Annotated in this window: 15 protein-coding genes; all 15 read left to right on the top strand. The window is 70.5% G+C overall.

Annotated elements, in window-relative coordinates; translation table 11 throughout:
* Positions 1-10: 10 nt before the first annotated feature.
* From tssE to AC3WON_RS00285, 15 genes are read left to right on the top strand one after another with little or no spacing between them, the layout of a single operon-like run.
* On the top strand, positions 11-466 hold the full coding sequence (gene tssE / locus AC3WON_RS00355; RefSeq protein WP_492318275.1) for a type VI secretion system baseplate subunit TssE: 456 nt from the start codon (positions 11-13) through the stop codon (positions 464-466).
* Positions 459-2,234 carry a type VI secretion system baseplate subunit TssF gene (gene tssF, locus AC3WON_RS00350; RefSeq protein WP_492350824.1) on the top strand — a complete coding sequence of 592 codons (1,776 nt, stop codon included), beginning with the start codon at positions 459-461 and terminating at the stop codon, positions 2,232-2,234. The genes tssE and tssF overlap by 8 nt, the downstream gene beginning before the upstream one ends.
* Positions 2,189-3,235, top strand: coding sequence for a type VI secretion system baseplate subunit TssG (tssG, locus tag AC3WON_RS00345; protein WP_492350823.1), 1,047 nt, complete (start codon positions 2,189-2,191; stop codon positions 3,233-3,235). Before tssF ends, tssG begins: the two co-directional genes overlap by 46 nt.
* A gap of 11 nt (positions 3,236-3,246) precedes the next feature.
* A complete protein-coding gene (tssH, locus tag AC3WON_RS00340; protein ID WP_492350822.1) occupies positions 3,247-5,967 on the top strand; it encodes a type VI secretion system ATPase TssH in 2,721 nt (906 codons plus the stop codon).
* 3 nt (positions 5,968-5,970) lie between these two features.
* Positions 5,971-7,872: a type VI secretion system tip protein TssI/VgrG gene (tssI, locus tag AC3WON_RS00335; RefSeq protein WP_492350821.1), complete on the top strand. Its 1,902-nt coding sequence runs from the start codon at positions 5,971-5,973 to the stop codon at positions 7,870-7,872.
* A gap of 58 nt (positions 7,873-7,930) precedes the next feature.
* Positions 7,931-8,593, top strand: a complete 663-nt coding sequence (locus AC3WON_RS00330; protein ID WP_492350820.1) for a toxin-antitoxin system YwqK family antitoxin — start codon at positions 7,931-7,933, stop codon at positions 8,591-8,593.
* Between the two features lie 2 nt (positions 8,594-8,595).
* Positions 8,596-8,982 (top strand): DUF4280 domain-containing protein, encoded by a 387-nt coding sequence (locus tag AC3WON_RS00325; RefSeq protein ID WP_492318281.1) that lies wholly within the window; start codon positions 8,596-8,598, stop codon positions 8,980-8,982.
* Between the two features lie 17 nt (positions 8,983-8,999).
* Positions 9,000-9,260 (top strand): hypothetical protein, encoded by a 261-nt coding sequence (locus AC3WON_RS00320; RefSeq protein ID WP_492318282.1) that lies wholly within the window; start codon positions 9,000-9,002, stop codon positions 9,258-9,260.
* Positions 9,261-9,280: 20 nt separating this feature from the next.
* A complete protein-coding gene (locus tag AC3WON_RS00315; RefSeq protein WP_492350819.1) occupies positions 9,281-10,255 on the top strand; it encodes a substrate-binding periplasmic protein in 975 nt (324 codons plus the stop codon).
* 50 nt (positions 10,256-10,305) lie between these two features.
* Positions 10,306-11,586 (top strand): dicarboxylate/amino acid:cation symporter, encoded by a 1,281-nt coding sequence (locus AC3WON_RS00310; protein ID WP_369798934.1) that lies wholly within the window; start codon positions 10,306-10,308, stop codon positions 11,584-11,586.
* Between the two features lie 32 nt (positions 11,587-11,618).
* Positions 11,619-12,320, top strand: coding sequence for a cysteate racemase (gene cuyB, locus AC3WON_RS00305; protein ID WP_492350818.1), 702 nt, complete (start codon positions 11,619-11,621; stop codon positions 12,318-12,320).
* A complete protein-coding gene (locus AC3WON_RS00300; RefSeq protein WP_492350817.1) occupies positions 12,317-13,777 on the top strand; it encodes a dicarboxylate/amino acid:cation symporter in 1,461 nt (486 codons plus the stop codon). The genes cuyB and AC3WON_RS00300 overlap by 4 nt, the downstream gene beginning before the upstream one ends.
* A 29-nt stretch (positions 13,778-13,806) precedes the next feature.
* On the top strand, positions 13,807-14,310 hold the full coding sequence (locus AC3WON_RS00295) for a hypothetical protein (protein WP_492318286.1): 504 nt from the start codon (positions 13,807-13,809) through the stop codon (positions 14,308-14,310).
* Between the two features lie 45 nt (positions 14,311-14,355).
* On the top strand, positions 14,356-15,684 hold the full coding sequence (gene tssK / locus AC3WON_RS00290) for a type VI secretion system baseplate subunit TssK (protein WP_492318287.1): 1,329 nt from the start codon (positions 14,356-14,358) through the stop codon (positions 15,682-15,684).
* A 26-nt stretch (positions 15,685-15,710) separates the two neighbouring features.
* Positions 15,711-16,463 (top strand): DotU family type IV/VI secretion system protein, encoded by a 753-nt coding sequence (locus AC3WON_RS00285; protein WP_492350816.1) that lies wholly within the window; start codon positions 15,711-15,713, stop codon positions 16,461-16,463.
* Positions 16,464-16,497 lie beyond the last annotated feature (34 nt).

Raw genomic sequence — 16,497 nt, 5'->3', positions numbered from 1 at the left:
GGGGCTGCACATGTCCGTCATCGTCACCGGGTCGCCGATGCCGCTGTTCGAGCGGCTGTCGGCGGGTGCGAACGCCCCCTCGGCGCAGTTGCTCCAGGGCGAGCCGCTGCGCCAGTCGGTGGCGCGCGAGCTTGCCCGGCTGCTCAATACGCGCTCGCGGCTGACGGCGGCGCAGTTCCTGGAGTCGGACGGGACCGTGCTCGACTACGGTGTGCCGGACTTCTCCTTCCGCTCGTTCCAGTCGGTGCCGGACTGCGACGCGATTGCGGCGCTGGTTGCGCATGCGATCGCGATGTTCGAGCCGCGCCTGCGCCAGGCGCGCGTACGCTTTGCCGAGCGCGACACCCCGCGCCCGGTCCTGGTGATCGACGGCGAGTTGCCGCTGGGCGCCGCGCCGGTGCGCGTGGCGTTCGAGCTCGCCGCGGCAGGCCAGCCCGCTGACCCGCGCTGGGGCGATCATGGCTGAGGGCATCGCAGACGGTGCCGGCGACGGCGGCATCCTGCCGTACTACAAGCGCGAGCTTGCCTACCTGCGCACGGAAGGCGCCGCGTTTGCCGAGCGCTATCCCAACGTGGCCGCGCGCATTGCGCTGCATGGCACCGAATCGCTCGACCCGCATACCGAGCGCCTGATCGAAGCCACCGCCTTCCTGGCGGCGCGTGTGCATCGCGACCTGGACCAGGTGTTCCCGCAAGTTGCCGCAGCGCTGCTGGAGAACGTGTGCCCGTCGCTGGTGCAGCCGGTGCCGTCGATGACGGTGGTGCAGTTCGATCTCGACGCGGCCCAGGGCAAGGTGACCACCGGCTACGCCGTGCCGCGCCACACCGGCCTGCATGCACGCACCGAGGGCGGCGAGATGTGCCGCTTCCGCACGGCATGGGACACGACGCTGTGGCCGCTGGCGGTCACGCACGCGCGCATGACCGACGACAACGGCCTGCGGCTGACGCTTGAATGCGCCGACGGCGTCGATTTCTCCGAGCTCGGACTGGGAACGCTGCGCATCCATCTGCACGGCGACTGGATGGTGACCGTGCCGTTGTATGAACTGCTGGTCACCAGCGTGGCCGGCGTCAGCGTCGAACCGCCAGATGGCCCGCCGGCGTGGCTGCCCGCCAGCGCGTGGCGCGAGGCCGGCTACGGCCCCGGCGAGAACGTGCTGCCGCAGCCGCCGCATGCGCAGCCGGCCTACGGGCTGATGCAGGAGTACTTCGCCTTCGCGCGCAAGTTTCACTTCTTCGACCTGGACCTGCCCGCCGGCCGGCTTGGCAAGGGCCGCAGCTGCGACGTGGTGCTGCGCCTGCAGCGCAGCGCGCCCGGGCTGGACCGGCTGCATGCCGGCATGTTCCGGCTTGGCTGCGTGCCGGCGATCAACCTGTTCTCGCAGACCAGCGAGCCCATCATGCTCGACCACCGGCACTATGAGTACCGGCTGGTGGCGGACCAGCGCCGCGAGGCGATGACCGAGATCCATTCGATCCGGTCGGTGGTGCTGTCGGATCCGGCCAGCGACCGCTCGCTGGCGGTGCCGCCGTTTGCGGCGGCCACCGACGACCCGGCCGAAGGCGAGCTGTTCTGGCACGCGCGCCGCGAGCCGACCTTGCGGGCCAACCTGTCCGGCACCGACATGTATCTCAGCTTTGTCGATGCGGGCAACGTGCAACGCCTGCCGGCGGCACCCGTGGTCTATGCCAACGTGCTGTGCACCAATCGCCGGCTCGCGGAGCAGGTGCCGGTGGGGGCGCGCATGGTGCTGGAAGATGTGTCGCAGTACGCGCAGGTGCGCTGCCTCTATGAGCCGACCGTGCAGTGCGATCCGCCCATGGGCAGCGAGACCTTGTGGCCGCTGATCTCGCTGCTGACGCTGCACCACGGCACCCTGGCCGGCGGTGGCACCGGGCGCCATGAGGTGCAGCAGATGCTGCGCCTGTTCGCGGGCGACGGCCACCGCCAGCAGGACCAGGTGCGGGGCATCCGCAGCGTGCGCGCGCGCGGCGCGGCCGCGCACGTGGGCACCGAGGCCTGGCGCGGCTACTGCCGTGGCACCGAGGTCTCGATCGAGTTCGATCCCGATGCCTTTGTCGGCGGCTCGCCGCTGCTGCTGGGAGCGGTGCTGGCGCGCTTCCTTGCGCTGTATGCCTCAGTCAATTCCTTCGTGCGGCTGGTCGTGCGCCGCGGAGACGAGATATGGAAGCAATGGCCCGCAATGACGGGCAGCCAGCAGCTGCTTTGATCGACTGCCTGGCGTCCAACCCGGCCGGTTTCGACCTGTTCCAGGCCATCAGCCTGATTGAACGCGCGGTGCCGGGGGCACAGCCGGTCGGCCGCGGCAACGGCGCCGGGGAGGCGGTGCGCCTGCGCGGACTGGTCTCGCTGGCCTTCCAGCCGCGCGATATCGGCGCGGTGCACGCGTCCACCGAAGGTGCTGGCCGGGGCGGGCGCCCGTTCACGCTGACGACCCCCGTGATGTCGCTGGCGGGGGCAGGCGGGCCGCTGCCGCTGGCCTACACCGAGATGCTGCTTGAGCGCCGCGCCGCGCGCGACCCCGCGATGGGCGACCTGCTCGACAGCTTCAATCACCGCTTCCTGTCCTTCCTGTATCGCGGCCGGCGCAAGCACTCGCCCGCACTGGGCGGCCAGCGCCCGAGCGGCGGCACGCTGGCGGCGTGCCTGGATGCGCTCAGCAACCTCGGCTTGCAGCGTGGGCCCTCAACCGCCAATGCACCCGCCGGCGCGGCGCCGTGGCTGCGCCATGCCGGGCTGCTGGGTGCGGCGCCGCGTTCGATGGCGGGGTTGCTGGCCATGCTGGGGGACCGTCTCGGCTTGCGCGTGAGCGGGACGCAGTGTCTCGGCGGCTGGCTGCCGGTTGAAGCCAGCGATGCCGTGCGGCTCGGCGGACGCGGTGCAGCCGGGGGGATCACGCTCGGCGGCGGCGCGGTGCTGGGGCGGCGCACGTGGGACCAGGCCGCCGGCATCAGGCTTGATGTGCAGGTGCCCGGGGCCGAGCGCCTGCGCGCCCTGCTGCCTGGCGGGCGCGACCACGCGCTGGTCGCGGCGCTGGTACGCGCCTATGTGCCGCAACCGCTCGACGTGCGGCTCGCGCTCCATCTCGGCACGCGCCAGCCCGCGGGGCTGGGGCTGGGTGCGCGCCTGGGCTGGACCGCCTGGCTGGCCGGCGGCGCCCAGGCACGGCCCGCGCCGGTGCAACTGGCGTTGCGAGCGCACGCATCCTGACCGGCACAAACATGGACATCGATATCCGCACGCTGCTCAGCCGCCTCAATCCCGAGTGCCGGCACGCGATGGAGCAGGCCGCCCAGCTTTGCGTCCGGCAAACGCACTACAGCGTCGACGTCGAGCACCTGCTGCTGCAATTGCTGGAAGGCGGCGCCACGGACCTGCAGGCGATCCTCGCGCATTTCGACCTCGCGCCCGCGCAGGTGGTGTCGCAGTTGCAGAAGGCGATCGACGGCTTCAAGCGCGGCAACGGCCGCACGCCGGCGCTGTCGCCCAACTTCTCGCCGCTGTTCCAGGAAGCCTGGCTGCTCAGTTCGATGCTGCTCGGCGAACAGCAAGTGCGCGCCGGCACGCTGCTGCTGGCACTGCTGGAGGTGGAAAGCCTGCGCGGCATGCTGCTGGAATCGGCGCCGGCGCTGCTGCGGATTCCGCGTGCGGCGCTGCGCGAGGCCCTGCCAGCGCTGCTGGGGGCATCCGCCATTGGCGGCGGGTCCGGAACCGATGCAATCCCGGCAGCGGCGGCCACGGCAGCGTTCGGCATGCCGCAGCGCGGACCCGGCAGCGGGCAGGCATCGGCGCTGGAGCAGTTCACTGTCGACCTGACTGCGCTGGCGCGAGCCGGCGCGATCGATCCGGTGCGCGGGCGCGACAGTGAAATCCGGCAACTGGTCGATGTGCTGCTGCGCCGCCGCCAGAACAACCCGATCCTGACCGGCGAGGCCGGCGTGGGCAAGACCGCAGTGGTCGAAGGCTTTGCCCAGCGCATCGTCTCCGGCGACGTGCCGCCGGCGCTGCGCCAGGTGTCGGTGCGCTCGCTGGACCTGGCGTTGCTGCAGGCCGGCGCCGGCGTCAAGGGCGAGTTCGAGAACCGGCTCAAGTCCGTGATCGCCGAGGTGGCGGCCTCGCCGGTGCCGGTGATCCTGTTTATCGACGAAGCGCACCAGTTGATCGGCGCCGGCGGCAGCGAAGGGCAGGGCGATGCCGCCAACCTGCTCAAGCCTGCGCTGGCGCGCGGCGAGTTGCGCACCATTGCCGCGACCACCTGGGCCGAGTACAAGAAGTACATCGAGCGTGACCCAGCGCTCGCGCGCCGTTTCCAGATCGTCAAGGTGGACGAGCCGGCCGAGGCCGCGGCCGTGGACATGCTGCGCGGCATGGTGCGCAAGCTTGAAGCGCACCACGGCGTGGAGATCCTCGACGACGCCGTGCGCGACGCGGTCAGGCTGTCGCACCGCTATGTCTCGGGCCGGCAGTTGCCCGACAAGGCCATCAGCGTGCTCGACACCGCCTGCGCCCGCGTGGCGGCCGCGCAGAGCGGCGTGCCCGAGGCGATCGAAGCGCTTGGGCGCTCGATCGAAAGCGCCGAGAACCAACTGCGCATCCTGCGCCATGAGGCCGCCACCGGCAGCGGGCGCGCCGACGAAATCGCTGCCGTCACGCGCCAGCGCGACGAAGCCCGGGCGCAGCACGCGCGGCTCAGCGACAAGCTCGCCACCGAGAAGCTGGCCGTCGAGGAAATCCTGGCCTGGCGCCGCAGGATCGCGGCGTTCCTTGAGCAGGAGAGCCAGGCCGAGGCCGGAGCCGACGGTGCGGCGAGGCATGAGGACGACGACAACGCCGACAGCGCGGAGTCGCTTGGCGCCAGTCTCGCGCGCCTGGAAAAAGGCCTGGAGGCGGTGCAGAACGATGAGCCGATGGTGCCGGTATGCGTGGACTCGGCCGCGGTGGCCGAGGTCATTTCAGGCTGGACCGGTGTCCCGGTCGGCCGCATGCTGGCCGACGAACTGCACACGGTGCTGTACCTGCAGGACAAGCTCGGCGAGCGCGTGGTGGGCCAGGACGAGGCCCTCGACGCGATCGCGCGCCGCATCCGCACGTTCCGCGCCGATCTCGATGACCCGGGCAAGCCGGTCGGCGTGTTCCTGCTGGTCGGACCGAGCGGCGTCGGCAAGACCGAGACCGCGCATGCGCTGGCCGACCTGCTCTACGGCGGCGAGCGCAACATGATCACGGTCAACATGTCGGAGTTCCAGGAGGCCCACAGCGTGTCGGGCCTGAAGGGCGCGCCGCCGGGCTACGTCGGTTACGGCCGGGGTGGCGTGCTGACCGAGGCGGTGCGCCGCCGCCCGTACAGTGTGGTGCTGCTCGACGAGATGGAGAAGGCGCATCCCGACGTGCTGGAGCTGTTCTTCCAGGTCTTCGACAAGGGCGTGATGGAAGACGGCGAAGGCGTGCCGATCGATTTCCGCAACACGGTGATCCTGCTGACCTCGAACGCGGCGCAGGACGTGATCACCGAGGCCTCGCGCGGCGGCCGGCGCCCGCCGCCGCAGGAACTGGTCGAGAAGCTGCGCCCCGCGCTGCTCAGGCAGTTCAGCGCGGCGTTCCTGGCGCGCCTGGTGCTGGTGCCGTACTACCACCTGGGCGATGCGCAGATCCGCAATATCGTCGACCTCAAGCTCACCCGGCTGGCGCAACGCTTCGCGCGCAACCACAACGCGCGCCTGAGCTGGGACGAGGCACTGGCGCAGGCGATCACGCAGCGCTGCACCGAGGTCGACAGCGGCGCGCGCAATGTCGACCATATCCTGACCCAGTCGGTGCTGCCGGAACTGGCGCGGCGCGTGCTGGAGCAGCTGTCGATCTCGGAGCCGTTCGGCGGCGTGCATCTCTCGCTCGACACCGGCGGCGGCGTGGCGTTCCGCTTCCTGCCGCAAGAGGGGCGCTGACGCATGATCCCGACACAGGCCACCCAGGCCGGCAGCTTCGCGACACTGGCCACGCCGTTTGGCGGCGACGTGCTGCTGCTCGATGGCTTTGCCGGGCGCGAGGCAATATCCGAGCTGTTCCGCTTCAGCCTGCGCATGCGCTCGGCGGACAAGGCGCTCGACCCGGGCCGCATCGTGGGCCAGCGCCTTACCGTCACGCTGCAGCACCCGGGCGGCGCGCCCCGCTACCTGAACGGCATCGTCACGCGCTTTGCCCACGCCGGCGCCGACCACAACCATGGCTTCTACACCGCGGAACTGGCGCCGCGGCTGTGGCTGCTGACCCTCGGGCGCGACCGCGCCATCTACCAGAACCTGTCCGCGCCGCAGATCATCCGCCGCGTGCTGCAGTCCTTCGACGTGGCGTTCGAGGCCCGCATCACCGAAACGCGCTACCCGGTGCGCGAGTACTGCGTGCAGTACGACGAAAGCCCGTTCGACTTCATCTCGCGGCTGATGGAGGAGGAAGGCATCTTCTACTTCTTCACCTTCGCGGACGGCGCGCACACCATGGTGCTGGCCGACAGCCCGTCGGCCCACCCGCCCGGCGCGCACTGCGCCGACCTGGCGATGCATGACATGGAGCGCCCGCAGGCCGGCGCGGCACGGATGCTCGCCTTCGGCATGGCGCGCCAGCTTGGCGCCGCGACGCAGGTGCTGGCCGACTACGATTACCTGCAGGCCCGGACTTCGGAGGGCACCGCCCAGGCCGGCGCGGCGCCGGTGGCGCAGCAGTACGTGTTTCCCGGCCGGCACAAGGATGCCGCCGACGCCAGCCGCAAGGCCGCGATCCGGGTCGGCGCGCAGCAGGCCCAGGCGCAGACGGGCATGGGCGAGAGCGCGTGCCACCACCTGGCCGCGGGCATCCGCTTCACGCTGCACGGCCACGTCGATCCCGCGCTCGATATCGCCTACGTGGTGCGCGCGGTGGAGCATGCCTGGAGCGGTGATGCCTATGGCAATACCGTGTCGGTGTTGCCGCTGTCGGTGCCATTCCGCGCGCCGCTCAGCACGCCGCGGCCGCTGGTCGCCGGCACGCACACCGCGACCGTGGCCGGGTCCCAGGGCGAAGAGATCTGGACCGATGCGCATGGCCGCATCAAGCTGAAGTTCCACTGGGACCGTGCGCCCGGCGCTAACCAGGACAGCTCATGCTGGGTCCGCGTGGCGCAGGCCTGGGCCGGCGCCGGCTGGGGCCACCTGTTCCTGCCGCGCGTAGGGCAGGAGGTGGTGGTCGGCTATGTCGATGGCGACCCGGACCGGCCGCTGGTGACCGGCAGCGTCTACAACGGCCAGTCCGGCGTACCGGTGCCGCTGCCGGCCATGCAGACGCAGAGCGTGATCCGTTCGCGCGCATCGAAGGGCGGGTCGGCCGGCAATGAGCTGCGCATGGAAGACAAGGCTGGTGCCGAGGAGCTGTTCCTGCGCGCCCAGCGCGCCATGACGGTTTCGGTGGCAGACACCTTGTCCACCACGGTGGAGGCGGGCGGCGAATCGCACCTGGTCAAGGCCGGCGACCTTGCGCTGGAAGTGCGGTCCGGCAATGAAACGCACAAGGTGAGCGGCACGCGCCAGGTCAAGGCGGATGGCGACGAGACCCACACCAGCGGCGCGGCGTTCGCGCACGACGTTGGCGGCAACTACAAGCTCACGGTGGCCGGCAACCTGGTGATCGAGGTCGGCGGATCGATCGCGTTCAAGGCGGGAACCTCGCTGCAGTGCGAGGCCGGCACCACGCTGAGCAGCAAGGCCGGCACCACCCTGAGCAACGAAGCCATGATGGTCCGGCAGAAGGCGTCGGCCGCGCAGACGGTGGAAAGCGGCGGCATGCTCGAGCTCAAGGGCGCCCTGGTGAAACTGAACTGACCCGCGGAACAGAGCCATGACTTTAACTGCCCCGACGCCGCCCGATCCAGGACCCGCCATGGCCGAAGCTTATGACGGCGATGGCCGCCTGGTGTCGCGCGTGCCGCTGGCCGGCGGGCGCCCGCACGGCAGGTTCGAGTGCTTCCATCCGGATGGCTCGCTGCGCCTGGATGCGGAATACGAGCATGGCGAACTGGCGGGGCTGCTGCGTGCCTATGCCGCCGATGGCAGCCTCGAATACGAAGCGCATTATGCCGGCGGCCGCCTGCACGGCATCAGCGCCACCTACCGCAACGGCCGGCTGGAGACGCGCCAGCTGTACGCCGACGGGCAGCTCGCGGGAGAGAGCGTGTGCTACGCGCCGTCCGGCGAGGTGACCGCGCGCTGCGTCTACCGGCAGGGCCGGCTCGAGGACGAGGCCGTCTATGCGCATGAGGGCGCGGTGGTGCGCCGCAGCCGCTACCGCGCCGGCAGGCTCGAGGGCGAGACCCGTGAGTACGGCGCTGGCGGCACGCTGGCGCAGTCGCTGCCGTACCGCAACGACCTGCTGCACGGCATGGCGCGCAGGTTCGACCCGGAAGGCGAGGTCATCGCAGTGCGCAGCTATGCCGACGGCAAGCCCCGGGGCGACTGGCAGGCGATCGCACCCGCCGATGGCGACGATGGCGCGGCAATGCCCGCCGGCTTTGCACAGCGTCTCGAACGCTGGCTGAGGGGTTAGGCATGGCCTTGCAGGTCACCATGGGCGCGACCATGCAGTGTAGCTTCGGGCTGGCGCCGTCCAGCCTGGTCGTGCTGCCGCTGGGCCGCGTGCTGGCCGGCAGCGGTGCGGCCAGCGTGATGGACCACCTGCCGATGGTGAATATCCCGCCCTTCGGCATGTGCAACTGCCTCGGCAACCCGCAGGTGGCCGCGGCCACCGCCGCGGCGCAGGGCGTGCTGACACCGATGCCGTGCGTGCCGGCGACGTCGGCGCCGTGGCTGCCGGGCGCGCCGACCGTGCAGATCGGCGGCGCGCCGGCGCTGCAGGACAGCTCGAAACTGATGTGCGCATGGGGCGGCGTGATCCAGATCGTCGCGCCGGCGCAAGCCACCGTGATGACCCCCTGATGACCGCCGAGGCAAGCATGACCTACGTATTCTCGATGAGCTCGCGCATGGTGACCATCGCCGTGACCTGCGCGGTGCTGCTGTGTGCGCTGCTGTTCCTGATGGGCGTGGAGATCGGCGCCCGCCTGGGGCGGCCTGGCGTACCCCAGCGTGCGGACACCGCACCCATGGCCGTGGCGCCCGCGGCCCCGGCCACTGCCACGCAGCCCGCCGCCACCCAGGCGCCCGCCATTGCCGCTGGCCTTGGCGCGGCTCCGGGCGCGCCCTCGACTCCCTGAAACATGAACCGATTGACGCCATGTCGCTGACTCCCGTCCCTGATTCCCGCCGCGCGGCAACACGCGCGTGGCGCTGGCTGGCGCGCGCCCTCGCGGGCGCCGCGCTTGCCCTGCCGGCCGCTGGCCATGCGCAGGCCACCTACACGCCGGCACCGGCCCACCCGGCGGCATCGTTTGCCGTGCAGGGCGGGATGCCGGAAGGCGCCGCCCCTGGGCCCGTCTCCACGCCGAACGGACTGGTGCTGATGCCTGACGGACGCCTGATGGCGCCGGAGTTCGCCCGCATCGCCAGCCGCGGGGAACTGGTGGTCGCGGTGCTGAAGGTGGACCAGCCCCCGTTCTTCCAGGAGCGCAACGGCGAGCTGAGCGGGCTCGATATCGACCTCGCGCGCGAGCTTGCGCGCAAGCTCAACGTGCGGGTGCGCTTCAACCGCGACGCCACCACCTTCGACGGGGTGGTCAAGCTGCTGGCGCAGGGGCAGGCCGACGTGGCCATCAGCAAGCTGTCGCGCACGCTGCCGCGCATGCAGATCATCAGCTTCAGCACACCCTACCTGCGGCTGAACCGCGCGCTGCTGCTCAATCGCGTCAAGTTCGCTCAGATGGCACGCGGCCGGCCGGTGCCGGAGGTGATCCGCGCCTATGACAGCTCGATTGGCGTGGTCGGCAATTCGTCGTACTCGGAGTATGTAGTGAACAATTTCCCCAAGGCCTACGTCACGGCTTATCCAACCTGGGATGAAGCCCTGAAGGCGCTGAACGACGGCCGCGTCGCCGCGGTGTACCGCGACGAGTTCGAGGTCAAGCGCGTGCTCAAGGCGGATCCGACCGCGGCGCTGCGCCTGCGCGTGGTGACGCTGCAGGATCTTGAGGACACGCTGGGCATCGCCGTCAATGTGTCGGCGCCGGCGCTGCTGGGCTTTGTCAACCAGTTCCTCGCCGAGCGGCCCAAGCGGCTCGAGGTGGCGGACGTGCTGCAGGCGGCCACGCGATGAGCGCGCCCGCCATGAAGCCGGGCGCAGCCCAGGCACAGCGCGCCGCGTCCATGAAGCTGGATGCCGGCAAGCTCTACGCCATTGCCCTCAATCCGTGGGTGGTGATCGGCAGCCTGGCGCTGGGCGGCGCCACCGGGCTGCTCTGGCCCGCGCTGGCCCGGCACCTGGGCGTGGTGGGCGATGTCTACGTGGACCTGCTCAAGATGACCACGCTGCCGTTCATGGTGTCGGCGGTGATCTTCAGCCTGCAGCGGCTTTTCCGCGACGGCGGGGCCTCGCGGCTGATGATCCGCGTGGTGACGGTGTTCGTCGGCGCGTCGCTGCTGGTGGCGCTGGTGTCGGCACTGGTGCTGATCGTGATGCGCCCGGGCAGCAACCTGTCGAGCGCCACCATGGAGACCTTCGGCGCGATGGTGGGCAGCGATGCCAGGTCCAGCGATACGGTGATGAACCTCTACGGCGAGGATATCCAGGAGAAGTCGCTGAGCCTGTCCGAAGTCCTGACCAGCCTGATCCCGACCAACATCTTTGCCGCGCTCGCCAATGGCGACGCCCTCAAGGCCCTGGTGTTCGCGCTGATGTTCGGCCTGGCCGTGGGGCGCGTGCCCGAGCGCATTTCGATCGGGCTGAGCCTGTCGCTGGAGACGGTCTACCACGCCTGCCAGAAGCTGATGCACTGGCTCAGCTATCCGCTGCCCGTGATCCTGTTCTGCATGAGCGCGGCGCAGCTGGGCAAGTCCGGCCTGGAACCGCTGCAGGCAATGATGCAGTTCGTGCTGGCGTTCTCCATTGCGTCGGTGCTGCTGCTGGCGCTGGCGGTCGGGATCATCTGGAAGCGCTCCAACCAGAGCCTGGGCGCGACGCTGGACGCGCTGCGCTCGCCGTTTGCGCTGGCGCTGGCCACACGCAACAGCGCAGCCTGCATGCCCAGCATGATCGAGTGCCTGGTCGACCGGCTCGGCTTTGCCCGGGTGCGCGTGGAACTGCTGGTGCCGCTGGCGATCTCGCTGCTGCGCGTGGGGCCGATGGTCTATTACGTCTGCGCCACGCTGTTCATCGCGCAGCTCTACGGCCACCCGCTGGGCCTGGTCGATATCGCCACGGTGCTGCTGGCCTCGGTGCTGGCGGGCTTTGCCTCGGCCGGCATGACGGGCCTGGTGATCGTTTCGCTGGTCGGCATGACCTGTGCCTATCTTGGCCTGCCGTTCGAGGCCGCATTCATTCTTTTCCTTGCCGTCGACCCGGTCTGCGACATGCTGCGCACGCTGATCCTGGTGGTCGGCAATACCGCGGCGGTGTCGGTGATCTGCCCGCGGCCGCTGAAGCTTTAGGGTCGGTTCATATGAACAACGGAAGTACTGGCATGACCATGATCGGGGTGCTGGGCGGCATGGGGCCGCTGGCGACGGTGGATTTCCTTGATCGCGTGGTGCGGCTCACCGATGCCGCGCGTGACCAGGACCACCTGCCGATGGTGGTGGCGCACCTGCCGCAGACCCCGGACCGCTCGCGCTCGATCCTGGCTGGCGATGCCTTGCCGCTGCCCTACCTGCTGCGCGGCATCGAGCTGCTCAACCGCAACCAGGTGGGGCTGGTGGTGATCCCGTGCAATACCTCGCACCACTGGTATGCGCAACTGAGCGCGCACAGCGCGGCGCCGATCCTGCATATCGCGCGGACCTGCGTGGCGGCCCTGCCTGCCGATACCGGCAGCGTGGCCATCCTGGCCACGCGCGGTGCGCTGGCCTCGGGCATCTACCAGGAAGCGCTCGGCGCGCGCGGGATCGGGGCGGTGGTGCCGCCGGAGCCGGTGCAGCTGCAGGTCGATGCCTGCATCCGGGCGGTCAAGGCCGGCGCCCTGGACCAGGCCGGCGAGGCGCTCGGCAGCGCGCTGGCGCGGCTCGCGGCGCTCGGCGTCGGCGCCGCGATCATGGGCTGCACGGAAATCCCGGTGGCGGCGCACGGCCTGGCCGCGCCGCCGCTCATGCTGGTCGACAGCACCAACGAGCTGGCACGGGCGACAGTGGCGTTCGCGCTGGCGCGCGGCTGGAACAAGGCCGCATGAAAGCCCTGAACTGGCTCTCGCACAGCGTGCCCGGGCTGCTCTTGTGCCTGGTGGCGGGCGCGCTCGCCGGCACCGTGGCCGGGCCGCTGGGCCGCTTCGCCTGGCTGGTCGGACAGCTCTACCTGTCGGTGGTGAACATGGCCGCGGTGCCGCTGCTGGTGGTGGCCACCTTCTTCGGCCTGCGCCAGGTGCTGGCGCTGCCGCGCGCCGGGGCGCGTTTCGGCGCCATCTTCGGCACGGCTGCCGGGGTGGTGGGGGTGTGCGCGCTGGCCGGCGCGCTGGCGGGGGTGCTGACCGCGCCGGGCGCGGAACTCTCTGCCCGGGCCAGCGAAAAGCTTGGCGCGCTGATCCTCAGCGGCGTGGCCGATGGCGGCGAGGTGCGCGTGGACCTGCATGGCAAGGCCGGGGCCGAGGCGGATACGGACAAGCCGCCGCACGCGCTCGGGGACATCATTCCCGACAACTTCTACCGCGCACTGGCGCATGGCCAGACGCTGGGCGTGCTCACCGGGACGCTGCTGTTCGGGCTTGCCTTCGCGGCGCTGTCGCGCGAGCAGACCGGCATGCTGAGCAATGTGTTCGAAGGGATCTACCGCACCTTCGAGCAGATCATCGCCCATGCCAACTTGCTGATCCCGGTGCTGGCATTCGGGCTTGCGGCCCATCTGTCGATGCATGCCGACCGCGCCACCATGGGCGCGATGGCCGGGGTGCTGGTCACGTTCCTGATGCTCTGCCTGCTGCTCAGCGGCGTGGCCGCGGCCGCGATTGCCGCCTGCGCGCGGCTGCCGTTCTCGCAGGTGGTGACCGAGCTGAATGGCTCCATGCTGGTCGGCCTGGCCTCAGGCAGTGCCACCGCGCCGATCCCGCACACGATCGAGGCCATGAGCGCGCGGCTGGGTTTTCCGCGCGGGCTGGTGGAGCTGGTGGTGCCCCTGGGCGCGGTGTTCGTGCGCGGGGGCTCGGCGCTGTACTTCGCGCTGGTCACGGTGTTCGTCGCCAACCTGTACGGGCGCCCCGTGGGCGCCGGCGACGTGGCATGGATCGCGATGGCCGCCACCATCGCGGCCTGGCTCTCGGCCGGGCAGGGCGGCCTGGGAACGATCGCCTATGCGGGCGTTGCGCTCTCGGTGCTGCAGTTGCCGGCGGAGGCAGCCGCGGTGTTGCTGCTGGCGATCGACCCGATCTGCGACGGCCCGCGCAATGCCTTGAGCCTGGTCTGCACCTGCGCGGTGATTGCGCTGGTGTCGGTGGGCCTGCCGATGGAGCGCGTCGCGGCGCAGCGGACGGAGGGCGTGGATGGGCGCGCCGGCGTGCCGGGCCCACGGCTGCCCGCCGCACAGGCCGCGGCGGTGCGGCTGGTGCTGACGCGCGCGCAACTGGCGCTGGCCAGCGCCAGCGCGCTGCTGGCGGCGCTGCTGATCGTGCTGATGGGCATCGGGGTGGGTGCGAAATGATGCCGCATCCGCAACCACGAAGGAGTCTGATGATGACGACGCCCGTGCATCTCTTGTCCCTGCGCCGCGCCGGCACGCTGCTGGCGGCGGCTGCGCTCGCTGGCCTGCTCGGGGGCTGCGCGGCCTCTTCATGGCTGGGCTTCAAGGGGGACAAGGTCAAATGGAAGCAAGTCACGCTGACGGCGGCGGCGGATGCCAACGGCAACAGCCCGGTGGCCGTCGACGTGGTGCTGGTCAGCGACGAGGCCCTGCAGGCCCGGCTGGCAGAACTGCCCGCGGCCAAGTGGTTTGCCGGGCGCAGCGACCTGGGCAGCACCTATCCGAGCGGGCTGCGTTATCGCAGCTGGGAACTGGTGCCCGGCCAGCGGCTGGACGTGCCGGCCGAAGACCTGGAGGGGCCGCGCGTCGCCGCGGCCTATGTGTTCGCCAACTACCAGGCGCCGGGCGCGCATCGCGCCCGCGTCGAGCAATTCAACGGCACGCTTGCCGTGCAGCTCGACAGCGCCGCCTTTACCGTGCTTGTGACCAAATGAACCTGTTTTTTCCTGCCACGGCCGCGTACGGCCCGGGAGCCCCCCATGTCTGAGCGCGCGCTGCCGGTCGATCGGGTTGAATGGCATGAGGGCATGCTGCTGGCGCCCCAGCATCTCCAGCTGCTGGCCGGGCGGCTCGATTCGCTGGTGGCGTGGCAGACGCTGGCGGCCGCACCGTTTGGCTGGGGCGTGCGCCGGCTGGAGTTCGACGCCGGGCTGCTGCCGGCGGGCGTGGTGCGCGTGCTGCAGCTCGAAGCCATCATGCCGGACGGCACGGCCGTATCCTACGCGCGCGACGATGCCCGCCAGCCGCCGCTGGAGCTGGCGCTCGAACCGTTTGCCGACGCGCTTGCCGGCGGCATGCTGGCGCTTTACCTGACCCTGCCGGTGGCGGCCGCAAACCGCAAGGACGGGCAGGTGCGGCGGTTCCGCTCGGTGGCGGGCGCCCCGGTGGAGGACGAAGTGTCCGAGGCGCCGCCCGCCGACATCCCGCGCCTGCTGCCAGGCCTGGCACTCGATGCCGGCGCCAGGCCGTCGCCGCTCCATGTGTCGCTGTGCCTGGGCGCGGTCTACAAGGACAACGAGATCGTGCGGCTCGGCGACCGCCTGCCGCCGTTGCTGGAGGTGGCACGCGGCAGCGCGCTGTGGACGGCGGTGGCGTCGCTGGTGGCCCAGCTGCGCGGCAAGGCCGCGTTCGTGGCCAAGCAGACCGCGATCCCGTCATCCCGGGCGGACGACCGCCTGACCCAGCTGGAACTGAAGGACCGCTTGCGCAGCCTGGTCAGCGCGCTGCCGCTGCTGGAGGCGGTGTTGCGCACGCCGCATCTGCACCCGCTCGCACTCTACCTGGCGCTGGCCTCGGTGCTGGGCTCGCTCAGCCTGCTCAAGCCGGGCGGCCTGCCGCCGGTGCCGGATGACTATGACCACGCCGACCCCATGGCCGTGTTCACGCCGCTGCTGCGCGCGCTGCGCGAGACCCTGGCCGAGGTCAGCGAAGAGTACCGCGAGCACAAGTTCGAGTTCCGCCACGGCGCGTTCGACATCGTGCTGCAGCCGGACTGGATCGGCGAGCGCCTGGTGGTGGGCCTGCGCGGGCAATCAGAGCGCGACCTGCTGGCGTGGATGTCGGGCGCTGTGGTGGGCTCGCAGTCGGTCTACCCGTCGCTGCGCACGCGGCGCGTACTGGGCGCGGTGCGCCGTGTGGTCGAGCATGCCGAGGACCTTGGGGTGCGTTCCGGCTCGGGTTACCTGTTGTTCGAGATCGAAGCCGATCCCGCGCTGGTCCATGCCAGCGAGGCGATGGTGATTGGCAATCCCAATGAAGGCGCCAGCGTGCAGCGGCCGCAGGAAATGCTGCTGTTCGTCAAGGGCTGACGGCAGACTATCAAGGCAAACAGACTATGGCGCGCTACCGACCGGAAACCGAGGAAGACGATCTTGCCACCGGGCAGTTCCGGGCGTTCCTGGATGAACTCGTCAAGCTGCAGGAGCGGTTCTCCGAACAACCCGACCTCAGCGGCGAAGCTGCCGCGCAAGGCATGAACCGCCAGCTGCTGAACCTGCTGGAAGTGCAGACCCTGCAATCGCGGCGCGACAGCTCGCGCTTCGAGATGGAGGACGTGGCCGATGCCCGCTACCTGAAGGCGGTGCTCGCCGATGAAATCTTGTTGAACGCCGATTGGGCCGGCCGCGCCGCGTGGCACGGGCATCTGCTCGAATCGACGCTGTTTCGCACCAACGTGGCCGGCGACCAGGTGTTTCGCCGTATCGAGCAGCTGCTGCTGGACCGCGAGCCGTCGCGCCGCAACCTGGCACGGCTGTACCTGTTCACGCTCGGGCTTGGTTTCCAGGGGCGCTTTCGCGGCGCCGATGCCGAAGCGCGGCTGCGCAGCCTGCGCGAGGAACTGTATGAGTTCATCTACCAACGCCGGCCAGACCTGGGCGGACGCGAGCGCGTGCTCAGCGAGCCCGCCTACGCCCACACGCTCTCGCATATCGCGCCGCGCAAGCTGCCCACGATGACGCGCTGGACCGTGGTGTTCCTGCTGGGCCTGGCTACCCTGCTGGCGCTGTCCGAGGTGACGTGGCTGTGGCAATCCTGGCCGGTGCGCGAAGCGCTGCGGGCCGATACCGTGGCCGGAGGCACGCCATGACGCGCCGGCAGCCCATCCGCGCCCGGGGGGCAGG

Source organism: Cupriavidus sp. FW305-46 (assembly GCF_058787075.1).
This window is presented reverse-complemented; position numbering and strand designations above follow the sequence as displayed.